This is a genomic window from Mycolicibacterium hippocampi (assembly GCF_010723735.1).
Lineage (GTDB): Bacteria > Actinomycetota > Actinomycetes > Mycobacteriales > Mycobacteriaceae > Mycobacterium > Mycobacterium hippocampi.
This window is the reverse complement of record NZ_BLLB01000002.1, coordinates 5,810,072-5,831,604: the sequence shown is the minus strand read 5'-3', so window position 1 is coordinate 5,831,604 and position 21,533 is coordinate 5,810,072. Positions and strand designations below refer to the sequence as shown.

23 protein-coding genes are annotated in these 21,533 nt (G+C 67.2%); 11 read left to right on the top strand and 12 right to left on the bottom strand.

Going from position 1 to position 21,533, the window contains the following annotated elements:
• Window positions 1–34 precede the first annotated feature (34 nt).
• Genes ipdC through echA20 form a run of 4 tightly spaced genes read right to left on the bottom strand, consistent with a single transcriptional unit; the run spans window position 35 to window position 3,494 of the window.
• Window positions 35–1,108, bottom strand: a complete 1,074-nt coding sequence (gene ipdC, locus G6N53_RS29060) for a (3aS,4S,5R,7aS)-5-hydroxy-7a-methyl-1-oxo-octahydro-1H-indene-4-carboxyl-CoA dehydrogenase (protein ID WP_163895081.1) — start codon at window positions 1,106–1,108, stop codon at window positions 35–37.
• Window positions 1,105–1,869 carry a cholesterol ring-cleaving hydrolase subunit IpdB gene (gene ipdB, locus G6N53_RS29055; RefSeq protein WP_163895079.1) on the bottom strand — a complete coding sequence of 255 codons (765 nt, stop codon included), beginning with the start codon at window positions 1,867–1,869 and terminating at the stop codon, window positions 1,105–1,107. The genes ipdC and ipdB overlap by 4 nt, the downstream gene beginning before the upstream one ends.
• Window positions 1,866–2,735 carry a cholesterol ring-cleaving hydrolase subunit IpdA gene (ipdA, locus tag G6N53_RS29050; protein ID WP_163895077.1) on the bottom strand — a complete coding sequence of 290 codons (870 nt, stop codon included), beginning with the start codon at window positions 2,733–2,735 and terminating at the stop codon, window positions 1,866–1,868. Before ipdA ends, ipdB begins: the two co-directional genes overlap by 4 nt.
• A complete protein-coding gene (gene echA20 / locus G6N53_RS29045; RefSeq protein ID WP_163895075.1) occupies window positions 2,736–3,494 on the bottom strand; it encodes a (7aS)-7a-methyl-1,5-dioxo-2,3,5,6,7,7a-hexahydro-1H-indene-carboxyl-CoA hydrolase in 759 nt (252 codons plus the stop codon).
• 67 nt (window positions 3,495–3,561) lie between these two features.
• Here echA20 and G6N53_RS29040 point away from each other — a divergent pair, with 67 nt between their 5' ends.
• Both G6N53_RS29040 and G6N53_RS29035 read left to right on the top strand, forming a co-directional pair.
• The gene (locus G6N53_RS29040) at window positions 3,562–4,350 is read left to right on the top strand and encodes an SDR family oxidoreductase (RefSeq protein ID WP_237166672.1); all 789 of its coding nucleotides are present in this window, start codon (window positions 3,562–3,564) and stop codon (window positions 4,348–4,350) included.
• An 18-nt stretch (window positions 4,351–4,368) separates the two neighbouring features.
• The gene (locus G6N53_RS29035; protein ID WP_163895073.1) at window positions 4,369–5,274 is read left to right on the top strand and encodes an SDR family oxidoreductase; all 906 of its coding nucleotides are present in this window, start codon (window positions 4,369–4,371) and stop codon (window positions 5,272–5,274) included.
• 18 nt (window positions 5,275–5,292) lie between these two features.
• On the opposite strand, the gene G6N53_RS29030 is transcribed toward G6N53_RS29035, so the two are convergent.
• Genes G6N53_RS29030 through G6N53_RS29010 form a run of 5 tightly spaced genes read right to left on the bottom strand, consistent with a single transcriptional unit; the run spans window position 5,293 to window position 8,615 of the window.
• A complete protein-coding gene (locus G6N53_RS29030; protein WP_205390613.1) occupies window positions 5,293–5,964 on the bottom strand; it encodes a mycothiol-dependent nitroreductase Rv2466c family protein in 672 nt (223 codons plus the stop codon).
• Window positions 5,965–6,023: 59 nt separating this feature from the next.
• Window positions 6,024–6,482, bottom strand: coding sequence for a nitroreductase family deazaflavin-dependent oxidoreductase (locus tag G6N53_RS29025; protein WP_163895069.1), 459 nt, complete (start codon window positions 6,480–6,482; stop codon window positions 6,024–6,026).
• A gap of 55 nt (window positions 6,483–6,537) precedes the next feature.
• Window positions 6,538–7,047, bottom strand: coding sequence for a nitroreductase family deazaflavin-dependent oxidoreductase (locus tag G6N53_RS29020; protein ID WP_237166671.1), 510 nt, complete (start codon window positions 7,045–7,047; stop codon window positions 6,538–6,540).
• A 9-nt stretch (window positions 7,048–7,056) separates the two neighbouring features.
• Window positions 7,057–7,452, bottom strand: coding sequence for a DUF8021 domain-containing protein (locus tag G6N53_RS29015; RefSeq protein ID WP_163895067.1), 396 nt, complete (start codon window positions 7,450–7,452; stop codon window positions 7,057–7,059).
• On the bottom strand, window positions 7,452–8,615 hold the full coding sequence (locus G6N53_RS29010; protein WP_163895065.1) for a steroid 3-ketoacyl-CoA thiolase: 1,164 nt from the start codon (window positions 8,613–8,615) through the stop codon (window positions 7,452–7,454). The genes G6N53_RS29015 and G6N53_RS29010 overlap by 1 nt, the downstream gene beginning before the upstream one ends.
• Before the next feature lie 121 nt (window positions 8,616–8,736).
• On the opposite strand from G6N53_RS29010, the gene G6N53_RS29005 reads away from it, so the two are divergent.
• The 7 genes from G6N53_RS29005 to G6N53_RS28975 all read left to right on the top strand — a co-directional run bounded on the left by G6N53_RS29005 (window position 8,737) and on the right by G6N53_RS28975 (window position 15,567).
• Window positions 8,737–9,999: a cytochrome P450 gene (locus G6N53_RS29005; RefSeq protein ID WP_163895064.1), complete on the top strand. Its 1,263-nt coding sequence runs from the start codon at window positions 8,737–8,739 to the stop codon at window positions 9,997–9,999.
• A 35-nt stretch (window positions 10,000–10,034) separates the two neighbouring features.
• On the top strand, window positions 10,035–11,048 hold the full coding sequence (locus G6N53_RS29000; protein ID WP_163895062.1) for an acyl-CoA dehydrogenase family protein: 1,014 nt from the start codon (window positions 10,035–10,037) through the stop codon (window positions 11,046–11,048).
• Entirely contained in the window at window positions 11,049–12,212 is a 1,164-nt protein-coding gene (gene fadE29 / locus G6N53_RS28995; protein ID WP_163895061.1) for an acyl-CoA dehydrogenase FadE29, read from the top strand.
• A gap of 63 nt (window positions 12,213–12,275) precedes the next feature.
• A complete protein-coding gene (locus G6N53_RS28990) occupies window positions 12,276–13,247 on the top strand; it encodes a bifunctional MaoC family dehydratase N-terminal/OB-fold nucleic acid binding domain-containing protein (RefSeq protein ID WP_163895059.1) in 972 nt (323 codons plus the stop codon).
• Window positions 13,244–13,648, top strand: a complete 405-nt coding sequence (locus tag G6N53_RS28985) for a MaoC family dehydratase (RefSeq protein WP_163895057.1) — start codon at window positions 13,244–13,246, stop codon at window positions 13,646–13,648. The genes G6N53_RS28990 and G6N53_RS28985 overlap by 4 nt, the downstream gene beginning before the upstream one ends.
• Window positions 13,645–14,811 carry a 17-hydroxy-3-oxo-4-pregnene-20-carboxyl-CoA lyase gene (ltp2, locus tag G6N53_RS28980; RefSeq protein WP_163895054.1) on the top strand — a complete coding sequence of 389 codons (1,167 nt, stop codon included), beginning with the start codon at window positions 13,645–13,647 and terminating at the stop codon, window positions 14,809–14,811. The genes G6N53_RS28985 and ltp2 overlap by 4 nt, the downstream gene beginning before the upstream one ends.
• Window positions 14,812–14,853: 42 nt before the next feature.
• On the top strand, window positions 14,854–15,567 hold the full coding sequence (locus tag G6N53_RS28975; protein ID WP_163895053.1) for a hypothetical protein: 714 nt from the start codon (window positions 14,854–14,856) through the stop codon (window positions 15,565–15,567).
• Between the two features lie 50 nt (window positions 15,568–15,617).
• Here the strand turns inward: G6N53_RS28975 and G6N53_RS28970 are convergent, their stop codons facing one another.
• Window positions 15,618–16,505, bottom strand: a complete 888-nt coding sequence (locus tag G6N53_RS28970) for an MPT63 family protein (protein WP_163895050.1) — start codon at window positions 16,503–16,505, stop codon at window positions 15,618–15,620.
• Between the two features lie 508 nt (window positions 16,506–17,013).
• On the opposite strand from G6N53_RS28970, the gene G6N53_RS30490 reads away from it, so the two are divergent.
• Together G6N53_RS30490 and G6N53_RS28960 are read left to right on the top strand one after the other, a co-directional pair.
• Window positions 17,014–18,306 carry a hypothetical protein gene (locus G6N53_RS30490; protein ID WP_264064632.1) on the top strand — a complete coding sequence of 431 codons (1,293 nt, stop codon included), beginning with the start codon at window positions 17,014–17,016 and terminating at the stop codon, window positions 18,304–18,306.
• Between the two features lie 137 nt (window positions 18,307–18,443).
• Window positions 18,444–18,911: a hypothetical protein gene (locus tag G6N53_RS28960; protein WP_163895046.1), complete on the top strand. Its 468-nt coding sequence runs from the start codon at window positions 18,444–18,446 to the stop codon at window positions 18,909–18,911.
• A 3-nt stretch (window positions 18,912–18,914) separates the two neighbouring features.
• Here the strand turns inward: G6N53_RS28960 and chsH3 are convergent, their stop codons facing one another.
• Window positions 18,915–19,775: an enoyl-CoA hydratase ChsH3 gene (gene chsH3, locus G6N53_RS28955; protein WP_163895044.1), complete on the bottom strand. Its 861-nt coding sequence runs from the start codon at window positions 19,773–19,775 to the stop codon at window positions 18,915–18,917.
• A gap of 3 nt (window positions 19,776–19,778) precedes the next feature.
• A complete protein-coding gene (kstD, locus tag G6N53_RS28950) occupies window positions 19,779–21,461 on the bottom strand; it encodes a 3-oxosteroid 1-dehydrogenase (RefSeq protein WP_163895042.1) in 1,683 nt (560 codons plus the stop codon).
• Between the last annotated feature and the right edge of the window lie 72 nt (window positions 21,462–21,533).

Here is a 21,533-nt window from a genome sequence, read left to right as displayed (position 1 = left end):
GCTTCACTACGCCATAATGAAGCCCCCTTCTTCATTACGATGCGATGAAGGAGGATGCTTCCCGTAGGTGCGTCACGGCCTCGGCGACGATCGAGTCGATCAACTCGGCGCAGCTCGGCAGGTCGTCGATGATGCCGGCCACCTGACCCGACGCCAGCACCCCGGCCTCGGTGTTGCCCTCGACCAACCCCGCCTTCAGCAGCATCGGCGTGTTGGCCGCCATCACCACCTGCGACCAGGTCAGCTCCTTGCCGCGGCGCATCGCCAGACCGTCGCGGACCAGTGACCGCCAGGTCATCCCGGACATCTTCTTGAACTTCTGGGCGTTGCCCACCGCAGCCGCGAGACCCCGCACCGGGGAGCCGCCTTCGAGCTTCTCCACCAGACCGGTGCGCAGCACCCGGTGCGGCATACCGTCGACCCGGGTGGAGACAACGGTTCCGTCCAGAGCCGCCTGCAGGTAGCGCTCCTTGACCGCGTCGGGGACGGTGGAGTCCGACGTCAGCAGGAACCGTGTTCCCATCGCGACCCCGGCGGCACCGTAGGACAGCGCGGCTGCCAGGCCCCGCCCGTCGAAGAAGCCGCCCGCGGCGATCACCGGCATGCCGGTGTCGGCGACGGCGTCAAGCACCGACGGCAGCAGCAGCGTGGTGGCGATCGGTCCGGTGTGCCCGCCTCCCTCGCCGCCCTGGACGATCACGGCGTCCGCACCCCAACCAGCAACCTTCTTGGCGTGCTTGGCCAGTCCCACCGACGGGATGACCACGACGCCGGCTTCTTTGAGCTTGGCGATGAGTTCCGGCTTGGGGGCCAGGGCGAAGGAGGCGACTTTGACTCCTTCGCTGATCAGGAGATCGACGCGCTGATCGGCGTCGCCGGCGTCGGCACGCATGTTGATTCCGAAGGGCTTGTCGGTGGCGGCTTTTACCTTGCCCACCGCCGTTCTGAGCTCGCCAAGTGTCATGGTCGCCGACGCCAGGATGCCCAGCCCGCCGGCATTCGAGGTCGCGGCCACCAGCCGCGCACCCGCGACCCAGCCCATGCCCGTCTGGACGACGGGGTGTTCGATGCCGACCAGTTCGGTCAGCGGGGTCTTGAGAGAAGTCACTTGACTTCCTTGTCGCGCAGGGACTTCGGGTCGATGGTCTCGCGGAGCAGCCGCTGCTCCTCTTCGGTGGGAAGCCGGGTGGTCTCCGCGGTGTCGAGACCGTGAACCTCGAACGAGGTGTTCTCGGCCACTTGCCCGGCCTCGACGCCGGGATGCAGCGACACCGCCCGCATCTGGTGGTCGGGTCCGTTGAAGTCGAAGACGCCGAGGTTGGTCACCACCCGGTAGACGTTGACGAAGCGGTAGGCAGGATTGACGGGATTGCCGTCGCTGTTGAGAAGGACTTTGTCCCACCCGATTCCGGACACGATGTCCACGGAATCGCCGAACACCCGTTTGGAATGGCTGCCCACCCAGTAGCTGGTGGCGTGGTTGATGGTGTTCCCGGGTGCGCCCCGCACCCCGAACATCTGGCGGGTCGGGTGCTGTAGCGGTCCGAACGCCGACAGGTTCTGGTTGCCGTACCGGTCGATCTGGTTGGCACCCATCACGACGTGGCGGCGGCCCCACGCCAGCGTCTCGAAGACCCGGCCGAACGGCATCCATCCCTCCATCGCGGCAGCCGCCCCGATGGCCGGGGTGTCGGCTATCAGCCGGGCTTCACCGTCGCTGAGCACGATGTCGGGGGAGAAGGTCAGCCGAGCCAGCCGGGCGCCCACCTGGACGATGGTGGTCATCGGGGAGACCATGATCTCGCCGGCGTCGCGGAACAACTCGGCGCACGCGACGGCGCACACCTCGGCACGGGTCACCGACATCACTTGGCCTCCTCTGCCTGGAATCTACGCACCGCTGCCTGGTAGTCGGCCTCGCTTCCGGACAGGTAGGTGCCGACGAACTCGGCCCAGCTGTCTTCGGACGCAGCCGCTTCGGCGTAGTGGCGCTGGAACTTCTCGTCGCGCCGGTAGTCGGGCTCGGCGGTGGTGAAGTGCGCGCCGTTGGGTGCCTCGACCACGGAGTCGACCATCATCCGGTTGATCAGCAGTGCCTGCGGCGGAACAGATTTCACCAGCTCATCGGTGGGTATCACCTTTTCCACCGACAGGTGGCGCTTCTCGGCGGCCATCAGGAACAGGTCGTCGAAGTAGGGGTCGATCCCGGTGTAGGCCGCGTTGCCCCGTTCGTCGCCGAGGTTCATGTGCACAAACGCCGCATCCAGGGTCAGCGCGGGCATCGCGATGAGTTCCTGTTCGTCGTAAGGGGATTTGACTGTCTTGAGCTCGTCACCCCAGAACGCCCGGACGTCACTGCCCAGCCCGGCGCGGATCGGCAGGAACGGAAGCCGCTGTGCCGCCGCCTGCAGACCGCAACGCAGCATGCCTTCGTCCATCTCGCGTGCCTCGATGGTGCCGCTGGTGCGGGCCTTGGCGAACCACGGGTCGTAGAACGGCGGCGAGTCCAGCGACACGAAGCCGTAGTAGACCCGCTTGACCTTGCCCGCCGAGCAGAGCAGTCCCAGGTCGGGTCCGCCGTAGGTGACGACCGTGAGGTCGGTGACGTCGGTGCGGAGCAGCGCACGCACGAACGCCATCGGCTTGCGCCGGGAACCCCAGCCGCCGATGCCGATGGTCATGCCGCTCTCGATCGACGCGACAGCCTCGTCGAGAGTTGTCCTCTTGTCCGACATCTACTTCCCCTCCTTCTTCGAGGTCCCCGCGAACGCGTCGCGGTGCTCATCGGACACCCCGGCGAGGTTGAGTTCGAAGGTGAAGCCCTGCTCCATGCGGTATCGGGCGTTGACCGGTTGGACGTCGATGAAGTTCAACGCCTCCTTCGCGGCGCGGATCACCCGGGTGTCCTTCGAGGCGATGTCACGGGCGACGCGCAGTGCGGCCTCGTCCAGGTCTGCGCGCGGCACCACCTCGTGGACCGAGCCGAAGTGGTGCAGGGTTTGCGCGTCGACGGTGGCCGCGGTGAAGAAAAGCCGACGCATCATGTGCTGGGGGACAAGACGGGACAGGTGGGTGGCTGCGCCCAACGCGCCCCGCTCCACCTCGGGGAGACCGAACTTGGCGTCGTCGGAGGCGACGATCACGTCGGAGTTGCCCACCAGGCCGATGCCGCCGCCGACGCAGAAACCGTTGACGGCGGCCACGACGGGCACCTCACATTCGTAGACCGCCCGGAACGCGTGGAAGCAGCCACGGTTGGCGTCGATGAGCGCGGTGAAGCCGTCGGTGTTCTGCATCTCCTTGATGTCGACACCGGCATTGAATCCACGTCCCTCGGCGCGGAGGATCACCACGTGGGTGCTCGTGTCGCGGCCCGCGGCGGTGATGGCATCGCCGAGTTCGAACCAGCCGCGCGACGGGATCGCATTGACGGGCGGGTAGTCGACGGTGACCGAGACGATGCCCGGCTCCACGGTTTTTGTGCTGATGGTCATGAAGGGCTCCGGTGACTCTCAAGTGGGGTGGTTACCTAAGCAAGCACTTGCTTGGTACGCTAGCACAGTGACTGAGACCGCCGACAGTGACCTACAAGCCGTTCGTCTGGGCCTGGCCGGCCGCGTCGTCCTCGTCACGGGCGGGGTGCGCGGTGTCGGCGCCGGCATCAGCAAGGTGTTCGCCGACCAGGGCGCCACCGTCGTGACCTGTGCCCGCCGCCCGGTGGAAGGTCTGCCGTACGACTTCCATTCCTGCGACATCCGCGACGACGATTCGGTCGCATCGCTGATCGGAGCGGTCATCGCCGATCACGGCCGTCTCGATGTCGTGGTCAACAACGCGGGCGGTTCGCCCTATGTGTTGGCCGCCGATGCCTCGGCGAAGTTCAGCCGTAAGATCATCGAGCTCAACCTGCTTGGCGCGCTGTCGGTTTCGACCCACGCGAACACGGTGATGCAGAACCAGGCTTCCGGCGGGTCCATCGTGAACATCACCAGTGTCAGCGGCAGGCGGGCCACGCCCGGGACCGTGGCCTACGGTGCGGCGAAGGCGGGCATGGAGAACATGACGGCCACGTTGGCGGTGGAGTGGGCGCCGAAGGTGCGGGTGAACTCCGTGGTGGTCGGAATGGTCGAGACCGAACAGTCCGAACTGTTCTACGGCGACGCCGACTCGATTGCCGCGATCTCGAAGAACGTGCCGCTCGGCAGACTGGCAAAGCCAACTGACATCGGTTGGGCAACAGCATTTCTGGCCTCAGAAGCCGCGTCCTACATCAGCGGGGCGTCGCTCGAGGTGCATGGCGGTGGAGAGCCGCCGCACTACTTGTCGACCACTACCGCCGACATCAAATAGTTGAAGGAGACAACTCGTATGGGATTGCTCGACGGCCGCGTGGTCATCGTGACAGGTGCGGGCGGCGGAATCGGCCGGGCGCACGCCCTGGCGTTCGCCGCCGAAGGTGCCCGCGTGGTGGTGAACGACATCGGGGTGGGTCTGGACGGTTCACCCGCCGGTGGCGGCAGCGCCGCACAGGGTGTCGTCGACGAGATCGTCGCTGCCGGTGGCGAAGCCGTCACCAGCGGCGCCAACGTCGCCGACTGGGCCCAGGCCGAGGGCCTCATCCAGACCGCGGTGGACTCGTTCGGCGGGCTCGACGTCCTGGTGAACAACGCAGGCATCGTGCGGGACCGGATGTTCGCCAACACCAGCGAGGAAGAGTTCGACGCGGTCACCGCCGTGCATCTCAAGGGGCACTTCGCCACCATGAAGCACGCCGCCGCGTACTGGCGCGCCAAGTCCAAGGCCGGCGAGAGCGTTGATGCCCGGATCATCAACACCAGTTCCGGAGCCGGGCTGCAAGGCAGTGTGGGGCAGGCGAACTACAGCGCGTCGAAGGCCGGCATCGCCGCGCTGACGCTCGTCGCCTCCGCCGAGATGGCCCGCTACGGCGTGGCCGTCAACGCGATCGCGCCGTCGGCACGCACCCGGATGACCGAGACCGTCTTCGCGGACATGATGGCCACCCAGGACGCCGAATTCGACGCGATGGCCCCGGAGAACATCTCGCCGCTGGTGGTGTGGCTCGGCAGCGTGGAGTCCCGCGATGTCACCGGCAAGGTGTTCGAGGTCGAGGGCGGCAAGATCCGCGTCGCCGAGGGCTGGGCGCACGGTCCGGAGATCGACAAGGGAGCCAAATGGGATCCCGCCGAACTGGGACCGGTTGTGACCGACCTGCTGGCCAAGGCGCGCCCGCCGGTCCCGGTGTACGGGGCCTGAGCTCCCGCTGCAGCGGGCCTACTTCTTGGTGCGACGGCTGCCGCCGTGCCAGTCCTCCTCCTTGCCCACCTCGGCGGGATCGACGCCGAACCCAGGCAGCTGCGGGCGTTCCCGCAGCGACCGCTTGAGCTCGGCGAACCCCGGGAACGAGGCGAGCCCGACGACGTGGTCCCACAAGGCGACGGCGTCGGCTTCACCGGGCAGCCTGCTGATCACGGGGCCGAAGAACGCGGTGCCGTCCGGCGGCCGAAAGTGCAGGATCGGGGTGCCGACGTCGCGTCCGGTCAAGGCGAGCGCCTCCTCGGTCTCGGCCCGGATGAGTTCGTCGAACGACTCGTTGTCCAGTGCATCGGCCAAGTCGGGCGCGAGGCCGACCGAGGTGAGCAGCGGTTCCAGAACCTTGCGGGCGCCCTGGTCGGATGCCGAGAGCGGGTCCACCGCGCGGGTGGTGTCGAAGAGGCGCGTGCCGATCGCCTCGTACAGTGGGCCGACGGCGTCGCGGCCGTGTTCGGCGCGTACCCGGGCGGCCACTCGCAGCAGTCGGAGTCCAGCGGAGTGGCCGGCCTCGTACTCGGGCGGGAAATGTGAGGCATAGTCGATGTGGGCGTTGAGGATTCGCAACGAGATGAACCGCCAGTCCACCTGATAGTCGCGTTGTCCGGCGACCATGCGTACCCACTTGCTGGTCATCCAGGCGAAGGGGCAGACGGGGTCGAAGTAGAAGTGCAGATCCGACGGCGCCGTGGCGGTCACGCCGGCTCGCAGATCACGAGTGGGATCTTGCGCTCGGTCCAGGATTGGTATTCGTCATAGCTCGGATACATCGCAACGAGTTCGGGCCAGTAGTGGTTCCGTTCGTCATCGGTGGCCTCACGCGCGACGAGGTCGAGCGTCTCGTCCTTGATCTGGACCTTCACCTTCGGCTCGGCTTTGAGGTTGAGGTACCACATGGGGTGCTTGTCGCTGCCGCCCTTGGAGGCCGCGAAGACCACCGTGTCCCCGTCTCTGAGGAAGTACAGCGGGCTGGTCCGCGGCTGGCCGGTCTTGCGGCCGGTGGTGATCAGCAACGCGACCGGGATGCCACCGATGGTGGTTCCAAGTCCTTTTCCGTTGCCTCGCCGGTAGAAGAACGTGTTCAGCCGCGATACCCACTTCACGAGGAAGTCGCCGACGGCGGTGTCCATGTACTTGGGGCGGGAGTTGGCCATGGCCGAATCCTAATCCGACGACCCGGCCACCCCACCTGTGCCGAGTGCCCGAACCTCAGACGGGATCGCAGATGATGATCGGGATCTTGCGGTCGGTGTAGGTCCGGTAGTTGGCGAAATCGGGATAGATCGCATCGAGCTTGGGCCAGTACTCGGCCCGTTCGGCGTCGGTGGCGTCGCGGGCGGTCAGCTCCAGGACCTCGTTCTTGATCTGGAACGAGACCCGGGGATTGGCCTGGATGTTCAGGTACCACATCGGGTTGGTGGCGCGGCCGCCCTGTGAGGCGACCAGCACCACACGGCTGCCCTCGCGCAGGAACAACAGGGGGCTCTCACGTGGTTCACCGGTCTTGCGGCCGATGGTGGTCAGGATGCCGACCGGAGGAGGGGCGCTGAAGCGGTTGGAGCCGCCGCGCCACTTGGACCCGAGCCGGCCGCCGGTGGCCTTGAACGCCCACGTGTTGAGCTTCGACATCCATTTGATGCCGACGCCGACCGCTTTCGAGTTGAGTCCTTCGACCTGCTTGGGAGTCAGCGGGCGTGGGGGCCGCGGGGGTGTGGCCATGACGGGATCCTATCGGGTCAGAAACGGGCGGATGTTGGCCCGGATGTGGTGGATCCGCGCCTCACCGGCGGGGTCGTCGGCCGGGATCAGGAACGTCTCGTCGATGTGAGCCCCGACGCGACGCCCGGCCAGTGTCGGCTTGGTCGACAGGTCGAACCGGGCCCGGACCGTGTCGCCATCGACGGTGAACTCCGGGTCGGTGACCGACTGGATCACGCGGTACTGAAGGCCCCGGTTGAGGCTGCGGCGCAGGTGATTCCCCGAGAATCCGGTCTTGAGGCCGACCTCGACGCGGGTGCAACCGGGCGCGAACGGCACCGCGTCGGCGTCATGGCTGGCCAGCGCGCTGATGTAGGCCTGGGCCGCGGCGATGCGGTCGGCTGCCGGAACCGGTGGGGCCTCCACTAGATCCGCTCGATGATGGTGCCGGTGGACAACGCACCGCCGGCGCACATCGTGATCAGCGCCGTGGTCTTGTCGGTGCGCTCCAATTCGTGCAGCGCGGTGGTGATGAGCCGGCTGCCGGTGCTGCCGACGGGGTGTCCCAGCGCGATGGCGCCGCCGTTGACGTTGACGGTGTCCATGTCGGGCTCGTGCACCCTGGCCCACGACAGCACAACCGATGCGAAGGCCTCGTTGATCTCGGTGATGTCGATGTCGCCGATCTTCATCCCGGCCTTCTCCAGCACCTTCGCGGTCGACTGGACGGGCCCGTCGAGGTGGTAGTAGGGCTCGGCGCCGACGAGCGCTTGGCTGACGATGCGCGCCCGGGGAACGAAGCCTTGCGCGCGTGCCACGGACTCGTCCATCCACAGCACCGCGGCCGCACCGTCAGAGATCTGCGACGAGGTGCCCGCTGTGTGAATGGCGCCTTCCATCACGGGGTTCAGGGACGCCAGCCCTTCCAGGGTGGTGTCGCGCAGCCCCTGGTCGCGTGTGACGAAGGCGCGCTCCGAGGTTGGCTGCTTGTTCTCGTCGAGAACCGGCGCTTCGATGGGGCTGATCTCCCGGTCGAACCGGCCTTCGGCCCACGCCTGCTTGGCCTTGCGCTGGGAGTCGAAGCCGAACTGGTCGATGTCCTCGCGGGTGATGCCCCGACGCTTGGCGATCCGCTCGGCGGCGGTGAACTGGTCCGGCAGGTCGATGTCCCACGATTCCGGGCGGATGATGCTTCGATCCGGCCCCGCGTTGGCGCCCAGGCCCACCCGGCTCATCGCCTCGATGCCGCAGGCGATGCCGACGTCGATGGCACCGGCGGCGATCAGGCCGGCGATCAACCCGTTGGCCTGCTGACCGCTGCCGCACTGGCAGTCGACCGTCATCGCGCCGACGTGGTCCGGGAGCCCGCCGACCAGCCAGCTCACTCGGGTGATGTTGTTGGACTGCTCGCCGTACTGTGTGACGCAACCACCGATGACCTGTTCGACGAGGCCGGGATCGATGCCCGACTTCTCGACGAGCGCCCGTTGTGTGGCCCCGAGCAACTCGGTGGCATGTAGGCCCGAGAGCCAACCCTTTCGCTTGCCGATGGGGCTGCGGGTGGCTTCGACGATGACAGGGTTACCCATTCCGTCAGGCTAGAACACGTTTCATAAGCCTGACAAGCTGCGATGCAGCCACACCTTTGATCTGCGGTGGAGGCATGTTTTACTGGCACTAGAACACGTTGCAATTGAGGAGAGCTTTCCTATGCCCGGCCCGAACTCATGTCCGATCTCGCCAGACTTCGATTTCCTCGACGCGACCCTGAATCTCGAGCGTCTCCCCGTCTCTGAACTCGCCGCGCTGCGCGAGTCCGAGCCGATCCACTGGGTCGACGTGCCACAGGGCACCGGTGGCTTCGGGGACAAAGGCTACTGGCTGGTGACCAAGCACGCCGACGTCAAAGAGGTGTCCAAGCGCAACGACATCTTCGGCAGCTCGCCGGACGGCGCCATCCCGACGTGGCCGCAGGGCATGACCCGCGACGCCATCGATCTGCAGAAGGCCGTCCTGCTGAACATGGACGCCCCGCAGCACACCCGGCTGCGCAAGATCATCTCCCGTGGTTTCACCCCGCGGGCAGTCGGGCGGCTCGAGGAGGAGCTGAGGAACCGCGCCCAGAAGATCGCCGAGACCGCCGCGGCCGAGGGCTCCGGCGACTTCGTCGAGCAGGTGTCCTGCGAGCTGCCGCTGCAGGCCATCGCCGGGCTGCTCGGGGTGCCGCAGGAGGATCGGGACAAGCTGTTCCGCTGGTCCAACGAGATGACCGCCGGCGAGGATCCGGAGTACGCCGACGTGGATCCGGCTATGTCGTCGTTCGAGCTCATCACCTACGCGATGAAGATGGCCGAGGAGCGGGCCAAGAACCCCACCGACGACATCGTCACCACGCTGATCGAGGCCGACATCGAGGGCGAGAAGCTCTCCGACGACGAGTTCGGCTTCTTCGTCGTGATGCTCGCGGTTGCCGGCAACGAGACCACCCGCAACTCGATCACCCACGGCATGATCGCCTTCTCCCAGCATCCCGACCAGTGGGAGCTGTACAAGAAGGAACGGCCGGAGACCGCTGCCGACGAGATCGTGCGCTGGGCCACTCCGGTCTCGGCCTTCCAGCGCACCGCACTCGAGGACACCGAGCTGAACGGGGTGAAGATCAAGAAGGGCGAGCGGGTCGTGATGTCCTACCGTTCGGCCAACTTCGACGACGAGGTGTTCGAAGACCCGGAGTCGTTCGACATCCTGCGCAACCCGAATCCTCATGTCGGCTTCGGCGGCACCGGTGCGCACTACTGCATCGGCGCCAATCTCGCGAAGATGACCATCAATCTGATCTTCAACGCCGTCGCCGACAACATGCCGGATCTCAAGCCGATCGGCGAGCCCGAACGGCTGAAGTCGGGGTGGCTCAACGGCATCAAGCACTGGCAGGTGGACTACACCGGCACCGGCTGCCCCGTCTCGCACTGACGCAGTCGACTCATCCAGGATCAAGGAGGATTCGGGTGGATTTCAGTCCCGATGAAGGACAACAGGCTGTCGCTGATGTGGTGACGTCGGTGCTGTCCCGCGACAACAGCTGGGATGCTCTCGTCGCCGGCGGCGTAACTGCTCTCGCGGCACCCGAACGTCTCGGTGGCGACGGTCTCGGCCTCGCGGAGATCGGGACGGCCCTGACAGAGATCGGTCGGCACGGCACCGTCAGCCCGGCACTGGCCACCCTCGGCGCGACGGCCGTGCTGCTCGATCTGGCGTCCGATGCCCAGCAGGACCGTTATCTTGCGGGGGTGGCGAAGGGTTCGGTGCTCGCGTTCGCGCTCAACGAACCCGGCGCGTCGTTGCCTGATCGGCCCGCGGTGTCGCTGGCCGGAAACAAGCTCAACGGCACCAAGGTCGCCGTCGGCTATGCCGGACAAGCGGATTGGATCATCGTCAGCACCGATGGCGGTGTCGTGCTGGTGCCGGGCAAGGCCGACGGGCTGACGGTCACCAAGACCCCGACCTCCAACGGCTCCGACGAATTCGTGGTGTCCTTCGCCGATGTCGCGGTCTCCGGGGACGACGTGCTCGACGGCGCCACACCGCGCCGGGTGAACCACCTGGTGTTGGCCGCGGTCGGCGCCTTCGCCGCCGGGTTGGTGGCCGGAGCGTTGCGGCTGACCGCCGACTACGTCGCCACCCGCGAGCAGTTCGGCCGGCCGTTGTCGACGTTCCAGACCGTGGCCGCCCAGCTCTCCGAGGTCTACATCGCCTCGCGGACCATCTCGTTGCTGGCCACCTCGGTGGTGTGGCTGCTCTCCGAAGGGCGGGCAGACGATCCGGCTGCCGAGGACGACCTGGCCGTTCTCGGGTACTGGCTGGCCTCGGAAGCGGCGCCCGCGATGCGGATCTGTCATCACCTGCACGGCGGAATGGGTATGGACATCACCTACCCGATGGACCGCTTCTACTCCTCGATCAAGGATCTCACCCGATTCCTGGGTGGGCCCTCACACCGCCTCGACCTGGTGGGAGCGTAAATGTACATCGAACTGACGCCCGAGCAACGGCAGCTGCAAGCTGAACTGCGGCAGTACTTCTCGACCCTCATCACGGCCGAGGAGGCCGAGGCGATGGAGTCCAACCGACACAACGAGGCCTACCGTGCGGTGATCAAGCGGATGGGCTCCGACGGGAAACTCGGTGTCGGCTGGCCCAAGGAGTTCGGGGGACTGGGCTTCGGCCCGATCGAGCAGCAGATCTTCGTCAACGAGGCCAACCGGGCAGACGTCCCGTTGCCGCTGGTCACGTTGCAGACGGTGGGCCCGACGCTGCAGGTGTACGGCACCGACGTGCAGAAGAAGAAGTTCCTGCCCGGGATCTTGTCCGGTGACATCCATTTCGCCATCGGTTATTCCGAACCCGACGCGGGAACAGACCTCGCGTCGCTGCGCACCACTGCCGTGCGTCATGGCGACGAATACATCGTCAACGGTCAGAAGATGTGGACCACTGGCGCCCACGACGCCGACTACATCTGGCTCGCCTGCCGCACCGACCCCGAAGCCGCAAAGCACAAGGGCATCTCGATCCTGATCGTCGACACCAAGGACCCCGGGTTCTCGTGGACCCCCATCATCCTGTCCGACGGTGCCCATCACACCAACGCGTCGTACTACCAGGATGTCCGGGTTCCCGCCGACATGCTCGTCGGTGAGGAGAACGGCGGCTGGAAGCTCATCACCACCCAGCTCAACCACGAGCGGGTCGGGCTCGGCCCGGCAGGGCGTGTCGCGGGCATCTACGACCGGGTGCGTGAGTGGGCCTCCAAGCCGGGCTCGGACGGTGTGACCCCGATCGAGCACGCCGACGTGGCGCGGCTGCTGGGGCAGATCAAGGCCATCTGGAGGGTCAACGAGCTGCTCAACTGGCAGGTGGCGGCCTCCGGTGAGACCATCGCGGTCGCCGATGCCGCAGCCACCAAAGTCTTCTCGACCGAACGCATCCAGGATGTCGGCCGGCTGGCGGAGGAGATCGTCGGCAAGTACGGCAACCCGGCGGACCCGGATACCGGTGAGCTGCTCGCCTGGCTGGACACGATCACCAAGCGCAACCTGGTGATCACATTCGGCGGCGGTGTCAACGAGGTGATGCGCGAGATGATCGCTGCGGCAGGGCTGAAGGTCCCGAGGGTTCCCCGATGAGCGCTTGCGCGAAGAGGAGACGGCACCGATGAGCGCTTGCGCGAAGAGGAGACGGCAGCGGTAATGGGCGCAGTCGAGGACATCAAGGCCGCCGCCGAGCGGGTGAAGGCCGAAGGTAAGAGCAAGCCGCGCACCGGTCGGCACCCGGTCAACCAGCCGATGGTCGAGCACTGGCTCGACGCGATGGGCGACAAGAACCCGATCTACGTCGACGACGAGGCGGCCAAGGCAGCCGGTCATCCCGGTGTCGTCGCGCCGCCGGCGATGATCCAGGTGTGGACGATGATGGGGCTCGGCGGTGTCCGCCCCGACGACGACCCGCTGGGCAGGATCCTCGAATTGTTCGACGACGCAGGCTATGTCGGTGTGGTCGCCACCAACTGTGAGCAGACCTACCACAGGTACCTGCGTCCGGGTGAGGAGGTCAGCGTCGCCGCCGAGCTGACCGACGTCATCGGTCCCAAGCGCACCGCGCTGGGCGAGGGCTTCTTCATCACGCAGAAGATCACCTGGCACTGTGGCGATGACGAAGACAATCCAGTGGCCGAGATGATGTGGCGGATCATGAAGTTCCGGCCGGCAGATCAAGATGCGCCCGCCTCGGCAGTGCCCGAGGATCTCGACGCGGCCTCGATGATGCGGCCCGCGTCGTCGAAGGACACCAAGTTCTTCTGGGACGGTGTGGGCGCACACGAACTGCGGATCCAGAAGCGCGGCGACGGCACCCTGCAACACCCGCCGGTGCCGGCTCTGTGGGCCGATAAAGAAGCGCCGACCGACTACGTCGTGGCCAGTGGGAACGGCACGGTGTTCAGCTTCGTCGTGCATCACGCCCCGAAGGTCCCGGGCCGCACGTTGCCGTTTGTCATCGCGCTCGTCGAACTCGAAGAGGGAGTTCGGATGCTCGGCGAGCTACGCAACGCCGACCCGGCAGAAGTGGAGATCGGAATGCCGGTTCGCGCAACATACATCGACTTCCCCGAAGGTGATTCGGGTCCCGCGTGGACGCTCTATGCCTGGGAGCCTGCGAAATGAGCGCCCCGGTGGCCGAGGTCGGGACCAAGCTTCCCGAGCTCAAGCTCTACGGTGACCCGACGTTCATCGTGTCGACGGCGATCGCGACGCGCGACTACCAGGACGTGCATCACGACCGGGACAAGGCGCAGGCCAAGGGGTCCAAGGACATCTTCGTCAACATCCTGACCGACACCGGTCTGGTGCAGCGCTTCATCACCGACTGGGCAGGCCCGACAGCCATCGTCAAGTCGATCGGTCTGCGACTCGGGGTGCCGTGGTACGCCTACGACACCGTGACGTTCACCGGTGAGGTGACCGCCGTCGACGGTGACCTCGTCACGCTGAAGGTGACCGGCAGCAACAGCCTCGGCGACCACGTGATCGCCACCGCCACACTCGTCCTCGGGGGTGCCGCATGACCGACAGTTTGTCCGGCAAGGCGGCGATCGTCGGTATCGGCGCCACCGACTTCTCGAAGAACTCCGGCCGAAGCGAACTGCGGCTTGCCGCCGAGGCGGTGCTCGACGCACTCGACGATGCGGGCCTGAGCCCAGCCGACGTCGACGGCATGGTCACCTTCACCATGGATTCCAACACCGAGGTCGCCGTTGCGCGGGCCACCGGGATCGGGGAGTTGAAGTTCTTCTCCAAGATCCACCACGGCGGCGGCGCAGCCTGCGCGACCATCCAGCAGGCCGCGATCGCGGTGGCGACCGGGGTGGCGGAATGTGTTGTGGCATACCGCGCCTTCAACGAGCGTTCGGGGATGCGCTTCGGCCAGGTGCAGATGCGGCTGGTGGAGAACGCGGACTCCACCGGTGTCGACAATTCGTTCTCCTATCCGCACGGGTTGTCCACGCCCGCAGCGCAGGTCGCGATGATCGCGCAGCGCTATATGCACCTGTCCGGGGCGACGAGCAAGGACTTCGGTGCGGTATCGGTGGCCGACCGCAAGCACGCGGCCAACAACCCGAAGGCCTACTTCTACGGCAAGCCGATCACGATCGAGGATCACCAGAACTCACGGTGGATCGCCGAGCCGCTCCGGCTGCTGGACTGCTGCCAGGAGACCGACGGCGGTGTCGCCCTGGTCGTCACGACGCCCGAGCGGGCCAAGGACCTCAAACATCGGCCCGCCGTTATCGAGGCCGCGTCCCAGGGAGCCAGCCCGGACCAGTACTCGATGGTCAGCTATTACCGGCCGGAGTTGGGGCTGCCCGAGATGGGTCTGGTGGGTAGACAGCTCTGGGCGCAGTCCGGGCTGACACCGGCAGACATTCAGACCGCGATCCTCTACGACCACTTCACCCCGTTCACGCTGATCCAGCTCGAGGAACTCGGTTTCTGTGGGCCGGGGGAGGCCAAGGACTTCATCGCCGACGGAGCCATCGAGATCGGCGGCAGGCTGCCGATCAACACTCACGGCGGCCAGTTGGGTGAGGCCTACATCCACGGCATGAACGGCATCGCCGAAGGGGTGCGCCAACTGCGTGGGACGTCGGTGAACCCGGTGCCCGATGTGGAGCACGTGCTGGTCACCGCGGGAACGGGCGTTCCGACGTCCGGGCTCATTTTGGGGTGAGCCTGCCACGTCCGCGCTGCGGCGCGCACTACCCTTGGCCAGATGAGCTCCCACGAGCCAGGACCCGACGATGACGACACCGGGCCGCTGCACCTCGAGAGCGCACGGGAACAGACTGCGGCCCCGCGGGACCGTCGTTTCGACCAGCCGCTGTCGGTGAATCCGCGGCCGGTGCATCGGGATCGCAGACCCGTCGTACTGATCGCCGCGGCGACGGCCGCAGTCGTTGGTCTCGGCGCCATCGCATGGCTGTTCTGGCCGTCGGCGGACGAGTCGGGCGCGTCGGGATCCGACATCACGACCACCGCCGAGCCGGAGTCCGAATCGCTGGAGGAGGCCGAGGCCCGGCTGATGGGCATGCTGCCGCGCGGTTATCCCGCGGCCGCGTGTGAAGGCGTTGTCCCGCCGAAAGGTGCTCTCGCCCAGGTCCGTTGCAGTCAGAACACCAACCCCGGTGGGCCTCTCAGCGCCACCTACACCCTGGCCGGGGACGAGGAATCACTGCAGGCGATGTTCGATGGCGTGGTCGGTGGGCTGTCGGTGGTGAACTGTCCGGGCAACATCCAGTCGCCGGGTCCGTGGCGGCGCAATGCGACACCGGACAAGGTGGCAGGCATCTTGGTCTGCGGGTTCGAGCAGAGCAAGCCCACCGTTGCGTGGAGCACCGATGCGAACCTGATGGTGAGCGAGGTGCAGTCCGGTCCGCAGGGTCCGAACATGGTGCAGCTGTACACCTGGTGGGCGTCCCACTCCTGACCTCCGCGCCTGCCGGCCGAGGCAGGGGCGGAGGCCAGTGTGTCGGATCGTCAGGCCGGCGGCGCCGGGACCACGACGGTCGTGGTGGGTGCCGCGCCCGCGGGTGCCGGGGTGCCCCCGCTGCCTTCCGGCAGCGGTGTGCCCGAGCTGCCTTCCGGCGCGACCGCCGCGGGCGCCGGAGCCGGATCCGCTTCCGGGGCCGGTGCGGCGCCCTCGGGGAGCGGCGTTCCTGAGCTGCCCTCGGGCAGCGGTGTGCCAGAACTCCCTTCGGGCAGTGGCGTTCCCGCGCTTCCAGTCGGCACCGGCGTGGCCGTGGGCGCCGGTGTCTGCTCCGCGGCGCCGGCCTCCGGGGCCGGTGTGGCCGGAGTCGTCGTCTCGGCGGTGTCCGAGGACTCCGAGGGGGCGGTGTAGGTCTGGGCCGGCATCGAGGATCCGGTAGTTCCAGTGGATCCGGACGCCGGGGCCGGTGGGGGTTCCACCCACACCAACAGATCCCGGCCGCCTGCGTTGTACACGACGCTGTCGGGCCTCTCCCCGGTGACGTCGAAGTAGACCTTCCCCGTTGTCTTCTCGCTCGGTGCGAGCGTCGCCGGGTTGACGCCCTGTGGGGTGGCGACACCGAACAGCACGCGGTAGGTGTCGCCGTTCTCGGCCCGGGCGTTGAAGTTGGACACGATCGGGATCGCCGACCCGGAAACCGCCTCGTCGGTGGCCGTGGCCTCCCACAACGTGCCTGCCGGCTGATACGGGATCGCATCTGTGCTGGGCTTGAGGCCGGTGACGGTCCAGTGCTGGATGACGTCGCCGTCGACGAGTTCGCCCGGCTCACCCAGACTCTGGATCTCGATGTTCTCGGCCGAAGCCGACGGTGCGGCCGCGACGCCGATGGCGGCTGCAGCGGCAGCGGCCGTGGCGACGAACGCCGGCTTGATCTTCACGTGATGCCTCCTGGTGTCGTAGAGCGCAGCGAGGTGTTCCCCCGGCGAGCAAATTATCAAATCGGTGCAGGCGGGCGGTGGGTCGTCCGGCCGGAGCGGCGCTGACGGCACGGATAGCGGTGGAATCGACGAGGGCGCATTGAAGTGCAGATTCGTCGAAAACAGCGGAGTCTGCGATTCGATCGGATCTCACATTGCCAACTCGGTCACTGCGCGCGACTATTCGCTGGATATGCGCTCGGGGCCACTCACGATGCGGTTACCGACGTTTCGGTGACGCGGCACTGGCACCGCGGTGTTTGCAGAGATTTTCGCCGACGTTTCGTACACGTTTTTCCAAATGGATGACATCGCGTCGGTAGAGGCCCTAAATTTTTCACTGCTGATTGCCATCAGCCCGGGTAGTTGCGCGCTACTCGGCAACGACATATTTGGGGGTTCACCAGTGGCTCGACATTCCCGGAAGACATCGCGTTCGGCCAAGATCCGCACCTACCTGAGTGCTGGGGTGACCGCTGGTGTCACCAGCGCGGCAATGGCGGGACTCGGGACGCTGATGCTCACCGCGACCGAATCCCCCGAACAACCGCGTACCACCCAGGTGCAGTTGGTCAACGACGAAGAGGAGTTCGTTCTCTGGGGCATGACGATCGGTGACCGGGCCGCCGCCACCACCGAGGCGTCGACGTTCCGGCCGATGATCGGCGATGGTGGCTGGCTGATCGGCAACGGCCTCGACGCCGCCGCGGATTGCACAGGTGATGCCTGCAACGGCGGCAACGGCGGCATCTTCGGCGGAGACGGTGGCGACGGTGCCAACGGCGGCGACGGCGGCGACGCCGGCGCCTGGTTCGGGTCGGGTGGCAACGGCGCTGACGGCGCGGACGCGGTGTACGAGGACGGCGTGCGGGTGTCCTTTGCGGGCGACGGCGGCAACGGGGGCGACGGCTCACTGTTCGGCTCGGGCGGCAACGGCGGCAACGGCGGCGAGGACATCAACGAACTCGACGTGGCCGACGATCCGGAGACCGAAGACGTCGACGAGTCGAACCAGAACAACGCATTCGGCGGCGACGGCGGCACCGGAGGGCACGGTAGCGGCTGGCTCGGCAACGGTGGCCTCGGAGGCAGTGGCGGCTACGCCTACTCGGAGAACGGATCCGCTGTCGGTGGTAACGGCGGTGGCGGCGGTGGCGCCGGTATCGGTGTCGGCGGTAACGGTGGTGCCGGCGGCGAGGGCGAGGCCTACGCAGACGGTGAGACCGCGTTCGGCGGCGACGGTGGCGACGGCGGTGCCGCTGAGTTCTACGGCGGAGTCGGCGGCAACGGCGGCGAGGGCGGATTCGGCGACGCCTGGGAGGACGCCGACGGCGTCGGTGGCGACGGCGGTGCCGGTGGCGACTCGCAGGTCGGCCAGAGCGGCGACGGCGGTGACGGTGGCGACTCCACCACCGAGTACGGCGATGGGACCGGCGGTGCGGGCGGTGACGGCGGGTCGTCCGCCTCACTCGGCGACGGCGGCGACGGCGGCGACGGCGGCCTGGCCGACGGCTACGACGAGGGCACCGGCGGTGACGGCGGTGCCGGCGGCGGTGGCGGCTTCTTCGGTGGTGACGGCGGCGACGGCGGTGACGGCGGTGACGGACTCTCCGTCGAGCCCGACGGCGCCACAGCGGGCAGCGGCGGCGCAGGCGGTACGGGCGGCGTGCTCGGCAAGCGAGGCGACGACGGGGCCGACGGCACCGCGACGGACAACAGTGCGGACGAAAGCGACAGCGACTCCGACAGCGACTCCGACTAGTCACGGTCGCAGCAACTGACTGACCGGGTACGGGCGCCGAACCGGGCGCCCGTACCCGGTCATTGGTTTTCAGTAGCCAATTTCCTTGTGGAGGACCGGGTTTCGATCGCGAGCATCGGCGGGGCTATGATCGCGTGATGTCTGACACCAAACCCAGCTGGATCGCCCCGGCCGCGCTCGTCCTCGCCGTGATCGCTGTAGCGCTCGCGGTGTGGGGGCTGGTGCGGTCGCCCTCGTCGGGCGGTTCGTCGGTCAGCGCCGAGCCCTCCGCGGAGGCCGAGACCCAGGTCTGCGGCGCGTTCGAACTGGTGCGCAACGCGGTGTCGCTGCAGACCAACGCCAACCTCGGCACCGACCCGGTGGCCACCCAGGCGGTGGCCGCCAACGCCAGACTTGCCACCCTCGGCGGCGGCCAGTTCCTGCTCTCCCGACTCGACGACACGGTACCGGCCGAGCTTGCCGATGAGGTGCGCGCGTTCGCGAACAACCTCGAGTACATCGGAATGGGTCAGCTCGCCGGTGCATCCAGTCAGGATGCGGCCCAGACCAGCCGCCTCAACGACGCCCAGGCCTCCGCCGAGCGGATCGCCGAGCTCTGCGCATAGCCGTCAGGCGGGGACGAACTCGACTCCGGACAGCGCGACGGCGTTGTCGCGCTCCGGGGCGGTCACGACGGCGCTGAATCCCTCGTCGCCCTTCCACACACTCACCCGCAGCGTCTCACCGGGGAACACCACGCCCGCCATCCGTGCGCCGTAGGACTTGAGCCCGGTGACGTCGCCGTCGAGCAGGTTGTCCACCAGCGCCTTGCAGGTCATCCCGTAGGTACACAGCCCGTGCAGGATCGGACGCGGAAAACCTGCTGCGGCAGCAAAATCCGGGTCGGAGTGAAGCGGATTGCGGTCCCCGCACATCCGGTACAGCAGCGCCTGCGACGGTGACGTCGGAACAGACAACTCCAGATCCGGCGCCCGGTCCGGCGTGCTCGATGACGTCGACGGGCCACGGTCTCCGCCGAAGCCACCCTCACCGCGGGCGAAGATGGACCGCTTCTGCGTCCACAGCAGCGCACCCTCAGGGTTCGTCACGGTCGTCTCCGACCAGATCACCGCGGCCTTGCCCTTGTCCCAGATCTCGGTGAACCGGGTGACCGCGGTCCCGGACCCCGTCGCCGGGATGGGGCCGGGCACCGTGACGGCCTCACTGGCGTGCAGCACCTTGCTGAGCTCGATGTCGATACCGGGGAACTTCACCGCGGGCGGCTCGGTCATGTGGAAGCTCTGCGCGACGTTGCCGAAGGTCGGCAGCACCTGCGGGGCGCCGTCCACCAGATAGCGCAGCTCGCGCTTGTCCATCGGGTCGCCGCCGGCGCCCAGGCCGAGGTGATAGAGCTGGACATCGTTGCTGGTCCAGGAGAAATCGACGGCGGGGAGCTCGGCACCGATGGCTTCATCGAGGTTGATGGGCACAGTTCACTCCTTGCCGGCAACGTGAAGGGCCGCGAGATATCCGAACGTCATCGCCGGGCCGATGGTGCCGCCGGGACCGGGGTAGGTGTGGCCCATCACCGGGGCGCTGACGTTGCCCGCCGCGTAGAGACCCTCGATGATCGAACCGTCGTCGCGCAGCGCGCGGCCGTGCACGTCGGTGACGACGCCACCCTTGGTGCCCAGGTCGCCGGGGACCATCTTGGCCGCATAGAACGGCCCGTGGTCGATCTCGCCGAGGTTGGGGTTCGGCTTGTTGGTGGGGTCGCCGTAGTAGCGGTCGTAGGCGCTCTCACCGCGGTGGAAGTCCTCGTCGACTCCTGAGCGGGCGAAGCCGTTGAACCGCTCGACGGTCTCCTTGAAGGCGCCCGCAGGCAGGCCGGTCTTCGCCGCCAGCTCGTCGAGGGTCGGGGCGGAGACGATCACGCCCGACTCCAGCCACTTCTTCGGGATGCGCTGCCCGGGCTGCAGACCGGCGAAGATGTAGCGATCGCGGTAGCGCTGGTCGAACACCAGCCAGGCCGGGATGTTCTCGCCCGGCCCCGGGCCCTGCCCGTGCCGGCCGCCGTACATGTGGTGGCAGGCCTCGACGTAGGGCATCGACTCGTTCATGAACCGCTTGCCCGACATGTTGACGATGATCGATCCGGGCGAGTTTCGCTCGGACAGAGCGAACCATGGCGCGTCGACCAGCGGCACCGTCGGGCCCCACCAGGCGTCCTCCATGACGTCCAGAGCGGCACCGAGCTTCTCGGCGGCCAAGATGCCGTCGCCGGTGTTGGCCTTCGCGCCGACAGTCCACTCGGTGGTGATCGGCGCACGCTGGTACTTCACCCGCATCTGCTCGTTGTGCTCGAACCCGCCGCTGCCCAGGATCACCCCGCGGCGGACGCGGATCAACCGCGGTTCAGCGGATTCGGGCTCGGTGGTGTCGCGTACGTAAACGCCGCGGACCACTCCGTCCTCGACATAGAGGTCCGTCAGCGCGGTGTTCAGCAGCACCGGGACGCCGGCCTTCTGGAGCCCGATGCGCAGCGGGGCGATCAGCGCGCGGCCCATGCCGACCAGGTTCTTGCCGGTGACCTTGCCCCACGTCGCGCGCACGCCGACCTTCAAGCTGCGCAGCACTCCGCGGGGGTGCCGCTTGAGCTGGTTTAGCCGGACGTAATCCTGCTGCAGCACGACCATGTTCATCGGAACCTTGCCGTACGGCGGCTCCAGGCCGGGCAGGTCGGGGCCGAGCTTGTTGGCGTTGAACGGCTTGGGCTCCACCGACCGGCCCGTCGCCTTGCCGCCCGGGCTCTCGGGGTAGTAGTCGGAGTAGTTCGGCACCCAGCAGAGCTTGAGCGGCGAGTGCTTCAGCACGAACGACAGCATCTCCGGACCACGGTCCAGATACGTGTCGATCTTCTCCGCCGGCACGACGTCGCCGATGATCGAGTGCAGATAGGTGCGGGCCGCCTCCGCGGTGTCGCGGACCCCGTCGCGCTCGAGGATCTCGTTGTTCGGGATCCACACTCCGCCACCTGACCGCGCAGTGGAACCGCCATAGTGCGGGGCCTTCTCGAGGACTACTGTTGACAGACCCTGGTGGGCGGCCGTGAGGGCGGCAACCATGCCGGCAGCGCCACTGCCCACCACGACGACGTCGTACTCCTGTCCAGTCATGTAGAACACGTTATAGAATCGCGCGGCTGACCCACAACTGTGCCGGTTGACGAAACGAGGGGACTTCACCTT

Excerpts from the sequence above, each read along its gene's own strand:
- ipdA (WP_163895077.1), bottom strand. The coding sequence starts at position 2,735 with ATGTCGGACAAGAGGACAACTCTCGACGAGGCTGTCGCGTCGATCGAG.
- echA20 (WP_163895075.1), bottom strand. The coding sequence starts at position 3,494 with ATGACCATCAGCACAAAAACCGTGGAGCCGGGCATCGTCTCGGTCACC.
- G6N53_RS29035 (WP_163895073.1), top strand. The coding sequence starts at position 4,369 with ATGGGATTGCTCGACGGCCGCGTGGTCATCGTGACAGGTGCGGGCGGC.
- G6N53_RS29030 (WP_205390613.1), bottom strand. The coding sequence starts at position 5,964 with ATGACCAGCAAGTGGGTACGCATGGTCGCCGGACAACGCGACTATCAG.
- G6N53_RS29025 (WP_163895069.1), bottom strand. The coding sequence starts at position 6,482 with ATGGCCAACTCCCGCCCCAAGTACATGGACACCGCCGTCGGCGACTTC.
- G6N53_RS29020 (WP_237166671.1), bottom strand. The coding sequence starts at position 7,047 with ATGGCCACACCCCCGCGGCCCCCACGCCCGCTGACTCCCAAGCAGGTC.
- G6N53_RS29010 (WP_163895065.1), bottom strand. The coding sequence starts at position 8,615 with ATGGGTAACCCTGTCATCGTCGAAGCCACCCGCAGCCCCATCGGCAAG.
- G6N53_RS29005 (WP_163895064.1), top strand. The coding sequence starts at position 8,737 with ATGCCCGGCCCGAACTCATGTCCGATCTCGCCAGACTTCGATTTCCTC.
- fadE29 (WP_163895061.1), top strand. The coding sequence starts at position 11,049 with ATGTACATCGAACTGACGCCCGAGCAACGGCAGCTGCAAGCTGAACTG.
- G6N53_RS28990 (WP_163895059.1), top strand. The coding sequence starts at position 12,276 with ATGGGCGCAGTCGAGGACATCAAGGCCGCCGCCGAGCGGGTGAAGGCC.
- G6N53_RS28985 (WP_163895057.1), top strand. The coding sequence starts at position 13,244 with ATGAGCGCCCCGGTGGCCGAGGTCGGGACCAAGCTTCCCGAGCTCAAG.
- ltp2 (WP_163895054.1), top strand. The coding sequence starts at position 13,645 with ATGACCGACAGTTTGTCCGGCAAGGCGGCGATCGTCGGTATCGGCGCC.
- G6N53_RS28975 (WP_163895053.1), top strand. The coding sequence starts at position 14,854 with ATGAGCTCCCACGAGCCAGGACCCGACGATGACGACACCGGGCCGCTG.
- G6N53_RS28960 (WP_163895046.1), top strand. The coding sequence starts at position 18,444 with ATGTCTGACACCAAACCCAGCTGGATCGCCCCGGCCGCGCTCGTCCTC.
- kstD (WP_163895042.1), bottom strand. The coding sequence starts at position 21,461 with ATGACTGGACAGGAGTACGACGTCGTCGTGGTGGGCAGTGGCGCTGCC.